The following is a 17,609-nucleotide window of genomic DNA, read 5'->3' on the forward strand; positions in this document are numbered from 1 at the left end:
AGGGAGGCGAGCGCGTTCAGGCGCTCGCCGAGGCTGGGGCGGCGTGAGGCTCCCGCTGTGCGGAGCGGTGTGGCTGCGGTCACCTTGGCGGACTGAACGGGCGAGCGTGCCGAGGGCGTTCGAGGCTGTGTTTGCGGTTCTGCTGTTCGAGAGCGCGCCGAGGGCTTCCGAAGACTTATCGGCGTCACTCGTCTGTCCCAACCCGTATGACGCGTGGAATCGGGGGGTTCGACCTCGCCTCGGGGATTCCGGCGGTCGGGACCGCCGTGGCGGGCGCGCTCACCCAGCTCGGGGACGCGTGGTTTCTGGTGGTCGCGGCCGGCGCGCTGTTCGTCCTCGGGCGACGGCGGCGCTCGGTCACGGCCGCCCCGAGACGGGACGCTACCTTCCTGCTCGCGCTGGTCGTCGTCGCGTACGCGGTCACCACGGTCCTCAAGTACGCGTTCGGACTCCCGCGCCCGCCCGGTGCCGGAACGACGACGCCCCCGTCGTGGGTGCCCGCGCTCGTCCACGGGGTCTACGAGTCGTTCGTGACCGCCGACAGCTACGGCTTCCCCAGCGGGCACGCGGTGACGACGACGGTCTTCTACGGCGGCGCGGCGGTCGTGTTGGACGTCTGGACCCGGACTCGCCGGCTCGTCGCCGCGGGGACGGTCGTCGTGCTGGTCGCGACGTCGCGGGTCGTGCTGGGCGTCCACTACGTGGTCGACGTGGTGGCGGGCGTCGGGGTCGGCGTCGTCGTCCTGGCGGCGACGCTGTGGCTCACCGACCGGAGTCCGACGCGGGCGCTGGCGCTCTCGGCGGGACTCGCGGCGCTGTCGTTCGCCGTCTCCGGCAGCTACGAGGCCGGTCTCGGGTTCGTGGCCACCGTTGCCGGACTGGTCGCGTGGGTCGCGGTCGGCCGGTCGGCGAGCCCGCGGACCCGAGCCGAGCAGTGACGCTCGACCGCCCGGTGGGACGCTCGGGCGTCGCTACCGCGCCGCCCGGTGACAGCCGTCGAGACAGCGGGCGTCGGCGTCGGCCGTCGCGTCGCCGGACTCCGGGGCGACCAGCGGGAGGCCACACTCGCAGGTCCCGACCACCTCGCGGTCGGGGAGGCCGACGCTGGTCCCACAGTCGGGATAGTTCTCGCAGCCGAGGAACAGCGAGCGCTCGCGCAACACTCGGAGGTCCCCGCCGCAGTCGGGACACGACCACTCGCGGTCGAACCGCTCGCGGACCGACGCGTCGAGGCCCTCGCAGTCGCGGTCCACGCAGAGTTCGAACCGCGCGCCGCGCTCGACCGCCATCCGGGGCAGGCCACAGTCGCAGGTCGAGTCGAGTACGGCGGCGTCCCGGGGCAGCCCGTACTCGGCCGGGCAACCGAGGCAGGTGACGGACCCGCGAGCGCGGACGAGACGCCCCGTGCAGTCCGGGCAGTGGCCCACCGGGACGCCGGCCGGGGTCGCGTCGTGGCACGCGTGGTCGGCGTCGCCGTGGCTCTCGACCCGGAGGCGCTCGCCGTCCTTGACCGCGACCAGCCCGAACCCGCCCTCGGGGCCCCGCTCGCGGTGGACCGCGTTCGCCCGGGTCAGCCACGCGACTGGCTGGTAGCCCGCCGCGTCGTGGACCAGCACGGTCCCGTCTGGCTTGTGGACGACCACGACCCGGCCGCGCTGGCGCTGCGGGTCGGCGTCGGCTCGATACGTAGTGGTACACTCGCCGGCGTAGACGTGGACAGGTTCGGTCACGGGCCGGTTTGGTCCCGTCCTCGGATTTAAACTCTAGCGTGGGGCGGCGCTCCTCACTCCTCGACGGCGACGCCCGTGATCTCGAAGCGGGCACCACCGTCGCTGCCCTCCGCCACGCTCACCTCCCAGCCGTGCGCGCTCGCGATCCGCCGCACGATCGAGAGGCCGAACCCGGTCCCGGCCTCGCTGTTCGAGTACCCGACCTCGAACACCTCGTCGCGCTGCTCGGCGGGGATGCCAGGCCCGTCGTCCTCGACGTAGAACCCGTCGTCGAGCTCGCCGACGCGGACGGTCACGTTCGCGCCGCCGGGGTTCGCGGCGTCGTCGGAGCCGGTCGGGGTGCCCGCCGAGCCGTGCTCGACGGCGTTCCGGAACAGGTTCTCCAGCAACTGCTGCAGTCGCTCCGGGTCGGCCCGCACGGTGGGGTCGGCCTCGACGTCGAGGGTCCCACCGCCCCCGGCCACGCTCGACCAGCACCGTTCGGCCGTCGCCGCCAGGTCGACCGGCCGCGTCTCGATGGCGGTCTCCCCCTCCCGCGCCAGCGCGAGGAGGTCGTCTATCAACCGCAACATCCGGTCGTGGGCGCGCGCCACGTCGTCGAAGTGCTCGTCCGCGCCGGTCTCGCGAGCCAGTTCGAGTTTGCCCTGCGCCACGTTCAGCGGGTTCCGGAGGTCGTGGGAGACCACGTGGGCGAACTCGTCGAGGCGCTCGTTGCGCTCGCGGAGTTCGCACTCCTTCTCGAGTTGGTCGAGCGCCCGCTCGGCGTGGGAGACGAGTAGCTCGGCCAGTTCCCGGTCGTCCTCGTCGAACGTCCCCGTGCGCTCGCTGACGGCCTGGAAGACGCCGTGGTCGCCGACCGGGACGCTGAGCGCCGCCCGGTAGGGCCCTTGCGGGTTCGCCTCCTCGACGTCCTGCGCGTCGGCGAAGCGGAACGACTCGCCGGTCCGGTAGGTCTTGCCGGCGATGCCCTCCTCGACCGACATCGGCGTGACCCCCTCCGACGGGAGCTCCTCGGAGACCGCCGCGATGGGGAGCATGCCGTCATCTTCGAGGTTCATCACGCACTGGTCGAAGTCGAGGATGGTCTCGGCCGCCGTTATCGTCCGCTCGCAGATGGCTTCGGGCGTCTCGAACGCGGTGACGTCGGTCGCGATACCGTGGAGTTCCTTGAGCGTCTCCTCGTACTTGGTCCGCCGCCGGTTGGTGAGCAGTCGGAGCGTCTGGTCGGCGACCTCCCCGGTGAACCGGCGCTCGTCGTCGGTCCACTCGCGGGGCTCGCCGACGTGCTCGTGACAGACGACGCCGACGACCTCGCCAGCCGAGCGGATGGTCGCGTCGAGGAGGGAGGTGACCCCGTTGGATTCGAGGTACTCCCTGAGCGCAGCGGTGCGCGAATCGGTCCGCGCGTCGTGGGCGTCGAGCGCGCGATGCTCGGTGAGTGCGTCGAAGTAGTCGGGATACTCGTCGGCCGACAGCTCGGCCCCCGACTCGTGGGCGTCGGTCGACCGCTCGTACAGGTCCACGCATCGGAGCACGGTCCCGTCGTCCTCGAAGAGCCAGATGCCGACCCGGTCGACGTCGAGCGCGCCCGCTGCCGTCTCCGTTATCGTCCGCGCGCCCCGGTCGAGGTCACCCGCCGTGATGGCCTCGTCGACCGACAGGTCGATGACGGCCTTCCGCTGTTCGCGCTGGCGCTCCCGGGCGCGGTACTCCTCGGTGACGTCCCGGAAGACGACGACGACGCCGACGGTCTCCCCGTCCTCGTTCTCGATGGGCGAGGCGCTGTCCGCGATGAACCGCTCGGACCCGTCCCGCCGGACGAGCCTCGTCCCGTTGGCCAGCCCGACGACTCGCCCCTCCTCTAAGACCGTCCGTGCGGGGTCGTCTTCGGGCTCGCCGGTCTCGTGATTGTATACCTCGAAGACGTCCGGCAGCGGCCGTCCGACGGCGTCGTCGGCGTCCCATCCCGTGAGGTCCTCGGCGACCGGGTTCAGCCGGGTGATACGCCCGTCGACGTCGGTGGTGATGACCGCGTCGCCGATGGATTCGAGGGTGACTCGCAGGTTCTCCTCGCGGTTCCGGAGGCGTCGCTGGACCCGGTCGTGTTCGACCTCCTGCTCGATGGCCCGAACGAGCACGTCGTACTGCGAGGTGGGGTCGCCGCCCTTCTGGATGTAGCGGTCCGCGCCGAGGTTCAGCGCCTCGACGGCAACCTCCTCGCGGCCCTGCCCCGTGAACATCACGAACGGCGTGCCGTCGTCGCGGTCCTCGCGCAGCCGCTTCAGCACCGCCAGCCCGTCCATCTCTGTCATCTGGTAGTCGCAGATCACGACGTCGAACTCCCGGTCGTCCAGCAGCTCCAGCCCCCGTCGCGGCGACGCGGTGGTCTCGACGTCGACGTGGGGCGCTCGCGTCTCCAGAAAGTCCTGGGTGAGCTCCAGCAGTCCCCGGTCGTCGTCGATGTACAGGGCCGATATATCGCTCCCGATTTCGGCTCCGTTCACTTTCAAAGCCTTTTCGAACAGGAGGACAAAAATATTGTCTATAATTACATTTAAACATCACACGAAAGGCGAGTGATTGGCTCGGCGCGGCGGGTTCCGAGAGAGAAACGCCTTTGCCGCCCCGACCCCGTGAGACGAACGATGGAAGTCGCCGAGGCCGTCCCCGACCCCGAGTTCGCCGCGGTGTTCCCGTTCGAGGAGTTCAACCCGATGCAGCGGGAGGTCGTCGACGCGCTGGTCGGGAGCGACGAGAACGTGGTGGCGAGCGCACCCACCGCCAGCGGCAAGACGGCGCTCGCGGAGCTGGCCATCTGTCGGACGCTGGAGGCCGGGGGAACCGCGCTGTTCGTCGCGCCGATGCGCGCGCTGACCAACGAGAAAGAGAGCGAGTGGGAGCGGTTCGAGGACCTGGGCTACTCGGTGTACGTCGTCACGGGCGAGCGCGACCTGAATCCACGCAGGGCCGAGCGCGCCGACATCCTCGTGATGACCCCCGAGAAGGCCGATTCGGCCACCCGGAAGCACGACTCGCGCCGATACGCGTTCATCCGCGCGGTCGACTGCTGCGTGGTCGACGAGGTCCACCTCCTCGACTCCGAGAAGCGCGGCAGCGTCCTCGAAGTCACCGTCTCGCGGCTCCGCCGGCTCTGTGACCCGCGAATCGTCGCGCTGTCGGCCACCATGCCCAACGTCGGCGACGTGGCCGACTGGCTCGACGCGCCGCCCGAGACCACCTTCGAGTTCGGCGACGACTACCGCCCGGTCGACCTCCACCTCGGGGTCGAGACGTACACCCACGGCGACAACTCCTTCGCCGACAAGTACCGCCGGCTCTACCGCGCGCTCGACCTCGCGGAGCCGCACATCCGCGACGGCGGACAGGCCCTCGTGTTCGTCTCCTCCCGGCAGGACACCGTGCAGGCCGCCGAGAAGGCCCGCGACGAGGTGGCCGAGCGCGACGTGCCGATGGGAGCGCGGGGCGACTACGACTTCCACAACGAGGCCGACGACCTCGACAACGACACGCTCCGCAAGTCGGTGCTCGACGGCGTCGCCTTCCACCACGCGGGCCTCTCGAAGGCCGACAAGGACCGCGTCGAGGCGTGGTTCAAGCAGGGGAAGATAGACCTCCTCTTTTCGACCTCGACGCTGGCGTGGGGCGTCAACCTGCCCGCCCGGTGCGTCGTGCTTCGGGACACCAAGCTCCACGACCCGCTGGAGGGCGAGGTCGACATGAGCCCGCTCGACATCCTCCAGATGCTCGGCCGGGCGGGCCGCCCGGAGTACGACGACGTGGGCTACGGCTGGGTGGTCAGCGACGCCGCCGAGGCCGACAAGTACCGCCGCCTGCTTCGGGAGGGCAAGGAGATAGAGTCCCGGCTCGCCGACGGGGTGGACGTCCACCTCAACGCCGAGATAGCGATGGGAACCATCCGGGACCTCGGCGACGTGATGGACTGGCTCGAGACCACCTACTACTACGTCCGGGCTCGCTCGGAGCCGGAGGCGTACGGCCTCGACGACGTGCGCGCGGACCTCCGCGAGCGCGTCCGAAGCGCGCTCGAACGGCTGGCCGACCGGGGCTTCGTCGAGGTCGGCGACGATCTGGGCGTCTCGGCCACGGCGCTGGGCCGGCTCGCGTCGAAGTTCTACCTCCGGCTCGACACCGCCGAGGCGTTCGCCCGCCTCGCCGACCGCGAGACGGTCGACGCCGACGCCGTCCTCCGCACGGTCGCGGCCGCCGCCGAGTTCGACAGCGTGAGCGCCCGCCAGTCCGAGCGCGAGGCGGTGAGCTCCGTGCTGGCCGGTCGGGACGCCGGCGACCTCGGACCCGGCGCGCGGAAGGTGCTGGCCATTCTCCACGCCACGACGTCGGGCTCGACCCCCGCCGAACTCCGGAGCGACTCGTGGGTCATCACGCAGAACGCGCTCCGACTGCTCGCGGCGCTCCGGACCTTCCTCGACCAGTTCGACCGGCCGCGCGCGGCCAACCTCGCCCGGCGGGTCGAGGCCCGCGTCGACCACGGCGTGAGTTCCGACGCGGTCGGCCTCACCGCCATCGACGGCGTGGGGTCCGGCCGGGCGAGCAAGCTCGCGGCGGAGGGCATCGCCACGCCCGGCGACGTGCGCGCGGCCGGCGAGAGCGGGCTGGTCGACGCCGGCCTGTCTGCGGGCGTCGCCGAGGCGGTCGTCGAGAGCGCCCGCGAGTTGCCACGCGTCGCGGTCGAGTGGGGCGCGTTCCCCGACTCGGTTCCTCGGGGGGAGAACGACTTGCGCGAGGTGACGGTCCGCAACGACGGCGCGGGCGCGCAGGCCGCCGTCCGGGTGACGGTCAACGGCGTCGAGATGACGGCGACGACAACCTACCTCGACGGCGAGGAGACCGTCCCAGTGGGCGTGTTCGGCGGGACCGACCCGGAGATGGAGTACGCCGTGGAAGTGACGTTTCCGGAACTCCCCTTGCTCCCGGTCACGGACTCGCGGACGGTCCGGGTCGCGTAGTCGCCCGAGCCGCTCAGTCGGCGCTCGCGCCCGCCTGTTCGGCCGCCCGCTGGAGCATGCCGTTGTTCGTCGTGTAGTAGTAGTACAGCCCTGCCCCGACCACGCCGACGACGTTCGAGAGCGTGACGGCCCAGAACACCGCGTGGACGCCGTAGTCGAGCCACAGCGCACCGACGGCGGCGATGGGGAGTCGGACGACCCAGTACTTGAACAGGCCGGCCAGCATGGTCACCTTCGTCCGGCGCGCGCCGTTGAACCCGGCCTCGAACACGTACATCGCGCCGATGGCCCAGTAGCCGAGGACGAGAATCTGGAGGTAGTCGACCGCCAGCGCCACGCCCGCCTCGGACATGTCGGGTACGAAGGTGGTGACGATGAACTCCGGAGCCACCCACTGGAACGCGCCCACGGCGGTCAGACCGACCGCTGCGATGGCCGCCCCGACCCACGTCGTCTGTCTCGCGCGGTCCGGTCGGTCGGCTCCGAGGTTCTGACCGACGACGCTCTGGGCCGCGTTGGAGAGGCCGCCCGCCGGAACGAACGCCACCGTAGATATCTGCGCGCCGATGTTGTAGGCAGCCAGCCCCGCTGCGCCGCCGACCGCCGAAACCAGACCGATGATGACGACCCGGACGGTCTGCTGTGCCGCCCGCTGGGTGCCGCGCGGCAGCCCGATGTCGACGATTTCGCGGTACTCGCTCGGGTCGAATCCGACCGCCTCGCGGGTGAACCGGAGGTCGTCGCGTCCCCGGAGATACATCGCCGCCATGAGGAGGAAGCCGGTGGTGTAGCCGGCACCCGACGCCAGGGCTGCCCCTTGGATCTCCAGCCGCGGGAACGGCCCCCAGCCGAGGATGAGGAAGGGGTCGAGCACGACGTTGACCACGACCGCCGAGACGTTTGCGTACATCGAGCCCTGCGAGTCGCCCCACCCGATGAAACCGCCTTCCAGGGTGTCGCTCATGCTCGCAAACGGGAACAGCAGGAAGTACCACAGGAGGTACGTGGACGCGAGCGGAATCACGTCCCCGTCGGAGAGAAGCACGGAGATGATGGCGTCGCCCCCGACGACCACGACGGTAGTGATGAGAATCCCGGTCGCCACAGCGAACGTCACGCCGTGGAATACGGCTCGGCGGGCACCCGCCAGGTCGTCAGCGCCGACGCGCTGGGAGACCAGCACCTGCGTCCCGGTGAACAGCATCGTCGTCACGCTGAACAACACCGCGGTCACGGGGAACACCGCGCCGACGGCGGCGACCGCGTTCTCGCCGAGGCGACCGACCCAGAACGTGTCGACGACCTGTTGGGCCGCCAGTACGAGGTTCTGGACGACGAGTGGGACTGCGAGAACTAACAGAGAGCGGACGATTGACCCCTCTGTAATTTCCTCCCGCGACACATCAAGCATATTATTCTACTCAGGGGAGGTATCTCGCCCGTTCACTTATGTATTTCTATATTCTCGCAGGTAGCTAAAATAGGGACGAGAACTACATTTAGATACCAGCTCGTAGGATTAATACCGTCGGTATAGACGAGAAGGCACGTACTCCGGCACCGGCGACCCTCGCGGAGGCCCGTAACGGTCACAAAAGCGGACGTCTCGTTCAATAGGTTAATGCAAACGCGCGTCTAATCCCAGAACCATGCTCGGAGCGGAACGTCGTGCCGTCGCCACGCGCGCCTCGGAGCTGAAAGCACTCACGCCCGGCCGGACGGGCAACCTGAGCGTTCGGCGGGACGACCGGTTCGCCATCACGCCGACCGGCGTCGCCTACGACCGCATCGAGGCCCCGGACGTACCGGTGGTCTCGCTCGGCGTCTCGGGGACCGACGAGGGCGGAGACGCGACGGACGGGCCCGGCGCGTCCGTCGGCGAGCAGGTCGCGGGCGAGACCGCGCCGTCGAGCGAGACGCCGATGCACACCGCCATCTACCGGGAGTTCGAGGCGGGGGCCATCGTCCACACCCACTCGCCGTGGGCGTCGACGCTGGCCGTCCTCCACGAACCCATCCCGCCGGTCCACTACATGCTCGCGCTGGCGGGCACCACGGTACCCGTGGCGGAGTACGCCACCTACGGCACGGCGGACCTCGCCGAGAACGCGGTGGCCGCGATGCGGGCGGCCGACGCCGAGGCGTGTCTGCTCGCCAACCACGGCCTGCTGGTCACGGGCGAGGACGCCGACAGCGCGCTGGAGACCGCGGTCAACGTGGAGTACACGGCCCGAATCTACTGCCAGGCCAAGGCGCTGGGCGACCCCGTCGAGTTGAGCGCCGAGGAGATGGGCGACGTGGCCGAGAAGTTCGAGGGCTACGGGCAGGACGACTAAGCTGGGGCTTTCGTATCGGGTCGACCCCCCGTCGCACGACGCGAGGTTCGCAGTCGCGGTGCTGTGTCTCCGCGGCCTCGGCAGGAGCTAGCTTCGGGGCGTCGTTCTGCGTTATTCGAGTCGTTCATTTGAGCTAGCTCCTGCCGAGGCCTATGAGAGACCACAACCCCACCGCAACCGCGACAGCAGGCCTCAGGCCTCCCCAGCCTCCTCGTTCGCTTCGCTCACTCGTCCCTCGCGCGTTTCTCGCGCGCCACGGTTCGACTGGACGGACTACGGGCGGATTCTACTGGACGGACTACGGAGAAGCGCTCGCGACGCTCACGACTCGGTGTTTTCGGTCCCGGCGTCGCTCCGGTCGGTCGTCGTCTCGGCACGCGTGGCGTCGCGCCGCCGGCGCTCGCGGGTCGCCCGCCGGCTCGCCCGCGCCATCTTGGAGGCGGTGTACAGCAGGTAGACGCCCGCCATGCCCACGAGGACGTAGATGGCGTCCTCGACGGTCTCGGCCGGACCGGGCTGGAAGATGGGTTCGAGCACCGTCTCGACGACGTTGACCGGCGGTCCGTTCAGCAGCCCCGTCACGCCGAGGACGCCCCACGCCACCGCACCCACGACGACGAGCAGGACCGCGAGCCAGTCGAGTCCGTTGGTCTTCATGGTCGGGGGTAGGCCGTCGACGGGCTTTGTTATTCGGCGCTTATGCGTGGGGAACGCGGGCGTACTCGGTTGCGATTCGTTGCACGGGGGTTTCGTATCGGAATCGGAAGGCGGGGCGGGTCGAGAACTTACATCCTGTCGCGTTCTGTCCTATCCCTCGTAGCGCTTGAGTCGAGACTCATCTAATCGCTCCGGCCTATCGACGACACGCGGTCGAATTCGCTAGCTACTGCTTGAACCTGTGAGAAACCGCAACCGCACAGCACGCCGACCGCACCTCGTCCTTCCCAACCGCCTGCGTCGTCTGCGAACGCGGCTCGCAGATCAGCGGGACGCCGGAGGCGTCCCGCAAGCCTCGCTACCCCGAAGTGTCCCGATTCGCCGGGCACGAACGAGTTCCTGCCGGCGAACATCCGACGCCCGGCGACGGAACTCTCCGATCGCCCGCCATCTTGCCCGAATACCCCACGCTTTTGACCCACCGCGACCAACCAACCGTCAATGAGTCGCCGCCGGAAACCCGACTGGCTGAAGATGCAGCCACCGTCGGGCCAGGAGTTCACGGGCATCAAGCAGACGCTCCGGGACCACGACCTCCACACGGTCTGCGAGGAGGCCAACTGCCCGAATCTCGGGGAGTGCTGGAGCGGGAAGAACTCCGAGTCGGGCGGCACCGCGACGTTCATGCTGATGGGCGACCAGTGCACCCGCAACTGCGGCTTTTGCGACGTCGACACCGGCGGCGGCCAGCCCCTCGACCCCGACGAGCCGGCGAACGTCGCCAGCGCCGTCGCCGAAATCGGGCTCGACTACGTCGTCCTCACCTCCGTCGACCGCGACGACCTCGACGGGCAGGGCGCGGCCCACTTCGCCGAGACCATCCGGGAGATAAAGCGGCGCGACGACTCCATCCTCGTGGAGGTGCTGATTCCGGACTTTCAGGGCGAAGAAGAACTGGTCCGCGAGATTATCGACGCCGAACCGGACGTCATCGCGCACAACGTCGAGACGGTCGAGCGCCTCCAGCGACCCGTCCGGGACCCCCGCGCGGGCTACGAGCAGAGCCTCGCCGTCCTCGAACAGGTCGACCGCGAGTCCGACGTCTACACCAAGACCTCCATCATGCTCGGCGTCGGCGAATACGACCACGAGGTGTACCAGACGCTGAGCGACCTCCGCGAGATAGACGTCGACGTCGTCACGCTCGGCCAGTACCTCCAGCCCTCGCGGACTCACCTCGACGTCTCCTCGTACGTCCATCCCGCGAAGTTCGACACGTGGCGGCGCGTCGCCGAGGACGAACTCGGCTTCCTCTACTGCGCCAGCGGCCCGATGGTCCGGTCGTCGTACAAGGCCGGCGAACTGTTCGTCGACGCCGTCCTCCGGGACGGGAAGTCTGTCGAGCAGGCGAGGCGCGAGGCCCGGACGGCGTCGGTCTGAGCGCGCGGGACCCGCACGCGGAGGAGGCGTGCGAGGCGGCCGCCGCGGACTGACCGACTCGGACTCCGTGGTCCCGCGGTCGGGCTCGCGGGGCGCGAACCGGATGCGTACTGTTACCACGTACCTTCTGGTTCCCGCAATACTTGCTGTTCGTCCACTCACCCCCGTCGAAATTCCACTACTCTGGAACGAACCCCGGTCTCCCCCGGAAAAAGTTTAGAAATGCGTATTTACTCGGGTGAAAGTGGGTCTTTCGACGGCTATTGCCGGGTAGAATCGTATCTATTGAATGTTGGTTACGAAAACCCTATAACGCGCGCGGGTGACTTACTCGATATGTCAGGACGGGTTCGACCGTGAGCATCGTACACCGCGATCCCGAGGACCGGGTACGGGTCCTCGACGAGGACGGACAGGTAGTAGAGGGCGCGGACGTCCCCGACATCTCCGAAGAGGAGATGCTGGACATGTACCGCGAGATGAAGCTGGTGCGCCACTTCGACGAGCGCGCGGTCTCGCTCAACCGGCAGGGTCGGATGGGCACGTACCCGCCGCTGTCGGGCCAGGAGGCCGCCCAGATCGGAAGCGCACACGCGCTCGCCGAGGACGACTGGCTGTTCCCCAGCTACCGCGAGCACGGCGCGGCGCTGGTGCGGGGCCTCTCGCTGGAGCAGACGCTGCTGTACTGGATGGGCCACGAGGACGGCAATGCCGTCCCCGGCGAGACCAACGTGTTCACCGTCGCGGTGCCGATCGCGACCCAGATTCCCCACGCCACGGGGGCGGCGTGGGCCTCGCGCCTGCAGGGCGAGGAGAAGGCGTTCCTCTGTTACTTCGGCGACGGCGCGACCAGCGAGGGCGACTTCCACGAGGGGCTGAACTTCGCCGGCGTGTTCGACGCGCCCGCCGTCTTCTTCTGTAACAACAATCAGTGGGCCATCTCGGTCCCGCGGGAGCGCCAGACGGCCGCCGACACCCTCGCCCAGAAGGCCACCGCCTACGGCTTCGAGGGCGTGCAGGTCGACGGGATGGACCCGCTCGCGGTGTACAAGGTGACCCAGGACGCGGTCGAGAAGGCCAAGGACCCCGAGGAAGACGAGCTCCGGCCCACGCTCATCGAGGCGGTCCAGTACCGCTTCGGCGCCCACACCACGGCCGACGACCCGTCGGTCTACCGTGGCGAGGAGGAGGTCGAGGAGTGGAAGCGAAAAGACCCCATCCCGCGACTGGAGTCGTTCCTGCGCGACCGGGACGTCCTCGACGACGAGACGGTCGCCGAGATCGAGGACGAGGTCGAAGAGACGGTCGCGGACGCCATCGACGCCGCCGAGGCGGTCGCGCGTCCCGACCCCGAGGAGATGTTCGCGCACGTCTACGCCGACGCGCCCGAGCGACTCCGCGAGCAGCACGACTGGTTCGAGCGCATCCGTGACGAACACGGCGACGACGCACTACTGGAGGACTGACAGATGAGCCAAGCAACCCAAGACCAAGAGACCGAGAACCTCACGCTGGTACAGGCGGTCCGGGACGGCCTGTACACCGAGATGCAACGGGACGACGACGTGCTCGTGATGGGCGAGGACGTCGGCAAGAACGGCGGCGTGTTCCGCGCCACCGAGGGCCTCTACGAGGAGTTCGGCGGGGACCGAGTCGTCGACACGCCGCTGGCCGAGTCGGGCATCATCGGCACCGCCATCGGGATGGCGGCATACGGGCTCAAGCCCGTGCCCGAGATACAGTTCCTCGGGTTCATCTACCCCGGCTTCGACCAGATCGTGAGCCACGCCGCGCGCCTGCGCACCCGGAGTCGCGGCCGGTTCACCTGCCCGATGGTCATCCGCGCGCCCTACGGCGGCGGCATCCGCGCGCCCGAACACCACTCCGAGTCGACCGAGGCCTTCTTCGCCCACCAGCCGGGCCTGAAGGTCGTCATCCCCAGCACGCCCTACGACACCAAGGGGCTGCTCACGTCGGCCATCCGCGACCCCGACCCGGTGATGTTCCTCGAACCCAAACTCATCTACCGGGCGTTCCGTGGCGACGTGCCGACCGACTCCTACGAGGTGCCCATCGGCGAGGCCGCAGTCCGCCGCGAGGGCAGCGACATCTCGGTGTTCACGTGGGGCGCGATGACCCGACCGACCCTCGAAGCCGCCGAGCAACTGGAGGGCGAAATCGACGTGGAGGTCGTCGACCTCCGGACCGTCTCGCCGCTCGACGAGGAGACCATCGTGGAGTCGTTCAAGAAGACCGGCCGCGCGGCCGTCGTCCACGAGGCCCCCAAGTCCGGCGGCCTCGCGGGCGAGATCGCCGCCACGATTCAGGAGGAGGCGCTGCTGTATCAGGAGGCACCGGTCGAGCGCATCACCGGCTTCGACACGCCGTTCCCGCTGTACGCGCTCGAAGACTACTACCTGCCCGAGCCCGCCCGCATCACGGAGGGCATCCGGGACGCAGTGGGCTTCTAACATGGTCCGAGAGTTCAAACTCCCCGACGTGGGCGAGGGCATCAACGAGGGCGAAATCGTCAACTGGCTGGTCGAGGAGGGCGACGCGGTCACCGAGGACCAGCCGGTCGCGGAGGTCGAGACCGACAAGGCCATCGTGGAGGTGCCCTCGCCGGTCGACGGCACGGTGCGCGAAATCATCCCCGACGAGGGCGAGATGGTGAAAGTCGGCTCGGTCATCATCACCTTCGACGTGGAGGGCGAACCCGTCGAGGACCAGACCGAGGGCGAAGCCGAACGTGCGGGCGAGTCGGCCGCCGAGAGCGGCGCGGACGCCGAGGCGGCGGCGTCCGGAGCCGAGGCCCCCGATGCCGGCGGCCCTGAGGAGGTCTCGACCGGCGAGGGCCGGGTGTTCGCCGCGCCGAGCGCGCGCCGACTCGCCCGCGAACTCGGCGTCGATATCGCCACCGTGGAGGGGTCGGGACCCAGCGGTCGCGTGACCGAACGGGACGTGCGAGCCGCCTCCGAGGACGGCGGCACGACCGACGACGAATCGAGCGACGAGGACGAAGAGTCCGCGTCGGGCGGCACGGGCGGGCCGGATTCGAGTTCGGGCGACGACTCGTCGCCGGACGCGGTCGCGGGCGGTTCGGTGGCGGAGTCGGTAGGCAGCGGCTCGACCCCCGAGTCGGCCGACCGCGAGCGCACGCTGGCCGCGCCCGCGACCCGCCGCCTCGCCGACGAGCAGGGCGTCGACATAAACGCCGTCCCGGAGGTCGAACGGCGCGACGGCGAGGCGTTCGTCACCGAGCAAGCGGTGACCCAGTACGCCGACGCCCAACGGCAGGCCCAGCAGGCCCAGGCCGAGACGGCCGCTGGGGAGTCGGCGGGCGAGCGCGTCGAGCGCATCCAATACAAGGGCGTCCGCAAGACCATCGGCGAGGCGATGTCGAACTCCAAGTTCACGGCACCGCACGTCACCCACCACGATACGGCGGTGGTCGAGGACCTCGTCGACACGCGCGAACGGCTCAAGCCCGAGGCCGACGACCGGGGCATCAACCTGACCTACATGCCGTTCGTGATGAAGGCGGTCGTGGCCGCGCTCAAACAGCACCCCAAGCTGAACGCCGAACTCGACGAGGAGGCCGGCGAGATTCTGCGCAAGAACTACTACAACGTCGGCGTGGCGGCCGCGACCGACGCCGGACTCATGGTGCCGGTCGTCGACGCCGTCGACGAGAAAGGCCTGCTCCAGATTTCGAGCGAGGTCAACGAAGTGGTCCAGAAGGCCCGCGACCGCTCCATCTCCCGCGAGGAGTTGCAGGGCTCGACGTTCACCGTGACCAACTTCGGCGCGGTCGGCGGCGAGTACGCCACGCCCATCCTCAACTACCCCGAGGTGGGGATTCTGGGCATCGGCGAACTGAAACAGCGCCCGGTCGTGGAAGACGGCGAGGTCGTGGCGAAACACACCCTGCCCATCTCGCTGTCCATCGACCACCGCATCGTGGACGGCGCGGACGCCGCGCGGTTCGCCAACACGTTCATCGAGTACGTGGAGAATCCGGAACTGCTCCTGCTGGAGTAGTTCCATCGTCCGAAGTCGTTCCGGAACCCCGTCTCTGACGTTCGCCGTCGGTGATTTTTGATTCGCCCGTACATTCATAAGTTAGAACGCCCAAGATTCGCGTAGCGATGGCTTCGGACCGCAGAACTGCCGACGCTGAAAGCTCTACCGAACTCGCCGAAACCATCGGACTCTACGCGCTCGGCGAGATTAGCCTCGGAAAGGCGGCCGAGCGCGCCGGCGTGTCCCGCTGGGAGATGCGGGACGTGCTTCGGGACGCCGGCGTCGAGGTCCGACTCGGGCCGCAGAGCGAGGCGGAGCTAGAGGACGAGATCGACGCCGCGCTGAATCTCGAATGAATCGGGCGAAGCCGCTAGTTCTAGATGCCACGGTTCTGAGCAACTTCGCCAGTTCCGAATCGATTTCGTGGCTCACTTCGTCGTTTTCCGGCCTCGAAACCGCACCCAGCGTCGAGCGCGAACTCCGAACCGGCGTCGAAGCGGGCTACCCGTTTTTGGAAGCTGCGGTTCGCGCTATCGATGACGAGACGATATCGGTGTCCGGGTCGACGGGTGAGGTCGCAGCTTCGCCCGAAATCCACCCCGTCTTGCAACGGCTGGACCGCGGGGAGGCGGAGGCGCTCGTGATTACGGAGCGGACTGATGGGACGCTCGTGACTGACGACATGGCTGCTCGGGAACTCGCCGACGTGCGCGACGTTCCGGTCACCGGGTCTATCGGACTACTCGTCAGTGGCGTTCACCGCGACCTGCTCTCGGTAGAGACGGCCGACGAGTGGCTCGACGTGTGGCGGGAGGTGCGGGACTACTACGCCCCCGTCGATAGCGTCACTGCAGTTCTCCCGCCCGACTCGTAACGGGACGGCGTGGTCGAGTACGTGGAGAATCCGGAACTGCTCCTGCTGGAGTAGTTCCGGCGACTCGTCCCGTCCCGACTCGCTTTTCGCTTCGATTTCGTCGGTCGCCCGCGCCACTGATAAACTCATATAACGCTCCTCGCGTAGGCGCAACCATGGCCGAAGTGACCCTCGACGACGTCGAGGCCGCGCGCGAGCGGTTCGACGAGGCGGTGGTCCAGCGGACCGGCGTCGACCGGAGCCGGTCGCTGAGCGGGATGACCGGCGCGGACGTCCGCCTCAAGATGGAACACCTCCAGCGCACCGGGTCGTTCAAGACCCGGGGCGCGTACAACAAGCTCCAGCAGGTGGCCGACCGCGGCGACAGCGGGGACGACCCCGAACGCGGCGGGGTCGAGCGCGTCGTCGCCGCGAGCGCGGGCAACCACGCCCAGGGCGTCGCGCTCGCCGCGACCGAGACCGGCATCGACTCGACCATCGTGATGCCCGAGAACGCACCGCAGGCGAAGGTCGAAGCCACCCGCGAGTACGGCGCGGACGTGGAACTGCGCGGCGAGGACTTCCGGGCCGCGATGGAGTACGCCCAGTCGCTGACCGAGGCTGCGGACACGGAGTTCGTTCACGCCTACGACGACCCCGCAATCGTGGCGGGACAGGGAACCATCGGCGTCGAAATCCACGAGCAGGTGCCCGACCTCGACACGGTGGTCGTCCCCATCGGCGGCGGCGGGCTAATCGGCGGAATCAGCGCCGCGCTGGCCGAACTCGACCCCGAGGTCCGCGTGGTGGGCGTGCAGGCCGAGCAGGCCGCCACGGTGCCCGAGAGCCTCGACAAGGGCATCCCCGCGACCGTGGACTCGCCGACCACCATCGCCGACGGCATCGCCACGGGGAGCATCTCCCGACTCACGCTCGACCTCATCGAGGCCCACGTCGACGAGGTGGTGACCGTCTCGGACGACGACATCGCTCGCGCGGAACTCCTCCTGCTCGAACGCGCCAAGCAGCTCGTCGAGGCGGCGGGCGCGTCGTCGGTCGCGGCGCTGCTCTCGAACGAGCTGGACGTGGCCGGCGAGACGGTCGTGCCCGTCCTCTCGGGCGGCAACATCGACATTTCGATGCTCCAGACCGTCCTCACGCAGGCGCTGACCGAGCGCAGCCAGCTCATGCGACTTCGGGTCCGCATCGAGGACGAACCGGGCGAGATGACCAAGCTCTCGGGCATCATCGCCGACGGGGACGCCAACATCCGGACCGTGCGCCACGACCGCGCGGTCGACGACCTGCGCGTGGGGGAAGCCTACCTCGTCTTCCAGGTGGTCACGAACGGCAGCGGGCACGCCGAGGCCATCATCGACGAGGTTCGGGACGCGGGCTACGAGGTCGAGCGCGTGGCGTGAGCCACACCCCCGAGACCGGCGGTTACGCTCGCGTCACCTGCTTGCGTCGGCATCACCTGCCCGCGTCCCCGTCACCGGGTGACCCGGGCGTCCGCGAGTACTTATCCGATTTCGGTGCCACGAGTCGAACGTGAGCGGCGCGG

The 17,609-nt window shown here is 69.0% G+C and carries 14 protein-coding genes; 10 read left to right on the forward strand and 4 right to left on the reverse strand.

Features of this window, described 5'->3' with window-relative positions; translation table 11 throughout:
- The first annotated feature begins 206 nt into the window (after positions 1–206).
- Entirely contained in the window at positions 207–938 is a 732-nt protein-coding gene (locus EPL03_RS00495; RefSeq protein WP_135827378.1) for a phosphatase PAP2 family protein, read from the forward strand.
- Positions 939–971: 33 nt separating this feature from the next.
- On the opposite strand, the gene EPL03_RS00500 is transcribed toward EPL03_RS00495, so the two are convergent.
- Positions 972–1,730: a topoisomerase DNA-binding C4 zinc finger domain-containing protein gene (locus tag EPL03_RS00500; protein ID WP_135827379.1), complete on the reverse strand. Its 759-nt coding sequence runs from the start codon at positions 1,728–1,730 to the stop codon at positions 972–974.
- Between the two features lie 53 nt (positions 1,731–1,783).
- Entirely contained in the window at positions 1,784–4,234 is a 2,451-nt protein-coding gene (locus tag EPL03_RS00505) for a GAF domain-containing protein (RefSeq protein ID WP_135827380.1), read from the reverse strand.
- A gap of 141 nt (positions 4,235–4,375) precedes the next feature.
- On the opposite strand from EPL03_RS00505, the gene EPL03_RS00510 reads away from it, so the two are divergent.
- Positions 4,376–6,736 (forward strand): DEAD/DEAH box helicase, encoded by a 2,361-nt coding sequence (locus tag EPL03_RS00510; RefSeq protein ID WP_135827381.1) that lies wholly within the window; start codon positions 4,376–4,378, stop codon positions 6,734–6,736.
- Between the two features lie 13 nt (positions 6,737–6,749).
- On the opposite strand, the gene EPL03_RS00515 is transcribed toward EPL03_RS00510, so the two are convergent.
- Positions 6,750–8,147, reverse strand: coding sequence for an MATE family efflux transporter (locus EPL03_RS00515; RefSeq protein WP_135827382.1), 1,398 nt, complete (start codon positions 8,145–8,147; stop codon positions 6,750–6,752).
- Positions 8,148–8,385: 238 nt separating this feature from the next.
- On the opposite strand from EPL03_RS00515, the gene EPL03_RS00520 reads away from it, so the two are divergent.
- Positions 8,386–9,072 (forward strand): class II aldolase/adducin family protein, encoded by a 687-nt coding sequence (locus tag EPL03_RS00520; protein ID WP_135827383.1) that lies wholly within the window; start codon positions 8,386–8,388, stop codon positions 9,070–9,072.
- Between the two features lie 321 nt (positions 9,073–9,393).
- Here the strand turns inward: EPL03_RS00520 and EPL03_RS00525 are convergent, their stop codons facing one another.
- Positions 9,394–9,729 carry a DUF378 domain-containing protein gene (locus EPL03_RS00525; protein WP_135827384.1) on the reverse strand — a complete coding sequence of 112 codons (336 nt, stop codon included), beginning with the start codon at positions 9,727–9,729 and terminating at the stop codon, positions 9,394–9,396.
- 501 nt (positions 9,730–10,230) lie between these two features.
- Here EPL03_RS00525 and lipA point away from each other — a divergent pair.
- From lipA to ilvA, 7 genes are all read left to right on the forward strand, one after another.
- A complete protein-coding gene (lipA, locus tag EPL03_RS00530; protein ID WP_135827385.1) occupies positions 10,231–11,169 on the forward strand; it encodes a lipoyl synthase in 939 nt (312 codons plus the stop codon).
- Positions 11,170–11,525: 356 nt separating this feature from the next.
- Positions 11,526–12,635 (forward strand): pyruvate dehydrogenase (acetyl-transferring) E1 component subunit alpha, encoded by a 1,110-nt coding sequence (gene pdhA / locus EPL03_RS00535; protein WP_135827386.1) that lies wholly within the window; start codon positions 11,526–11,528, stop codon positions 12,633–12,635.
- A gap of 3 nt (positions 12,636–12,638) precedes the next feature.
- Entirely contained in the window at positions 12,639–13,640 is a 1,002-nt protein-coding gene (locus tag EPL03_RS00540; protein WP_135827387.1) for an alpha-ketoacid dehydrogenase subunit beta, read from the forward strand.
- A gap of 1 nt (position 13,641) precedes the next feature.
- A complete protein-coding gene (locus EPL03_RS00545; RefSeq protein WP_135827388.1) occupies positions 13,642–15,210 on the forward strand; it encodes a dihydrolipoamide acetyltransferase family protein in 1,569 nt (522 codons plus the stop codon).
- Positions 15,211–15,317: 107 nt separating this feature from the next.
- Entirely contained in the window at positions 15,318–15,548 is a 231-nt protein-coding gene (locus EPL03_RS00550; protein WP_135827389.1) for a UPF0175 family protein, read from the forward strand.
- The gene (locus EPL03_RS00555; protein ID WP_135827390.1) at positions 15,545–16,066 is read left to right on the forward strand and encodes a hypothetical protein; all 522 of its coding nucleotides are present in this window, start codon (positions 15,545–15,547) and stop codon (positions 16,064–16,066) included. The genes EPL03_RS00550 and EPL03_RS00555 overlap by 4 nt, the downstream gene beginning before the upstream one ends.
- 155 nt (positions 16,067–16,221) lie before the next feature.
- A complete protein-coding gene (ilvA, locus tag EPL03_RS00560; protein ID WP_135827391.1) occupies positions 16,222–17,466 on the forward strand; it encodes a threonine ammonia-lyase in 1,245 nt (414 codons plus the stop codon).
- Positions 17,467–17,609: the final 143 nt, after the last annotated feature.

Origin of the sequence: Halorussus halobius, from assembly GCF_004765805.1 — an archaeon.
GTDB classification, from domain to species: domain Archaea; phylum Halobacteriota; class Halobacteria; order Halobacteriales; family Haladaptataceae; genus Halorussus; species Halorussus halobius.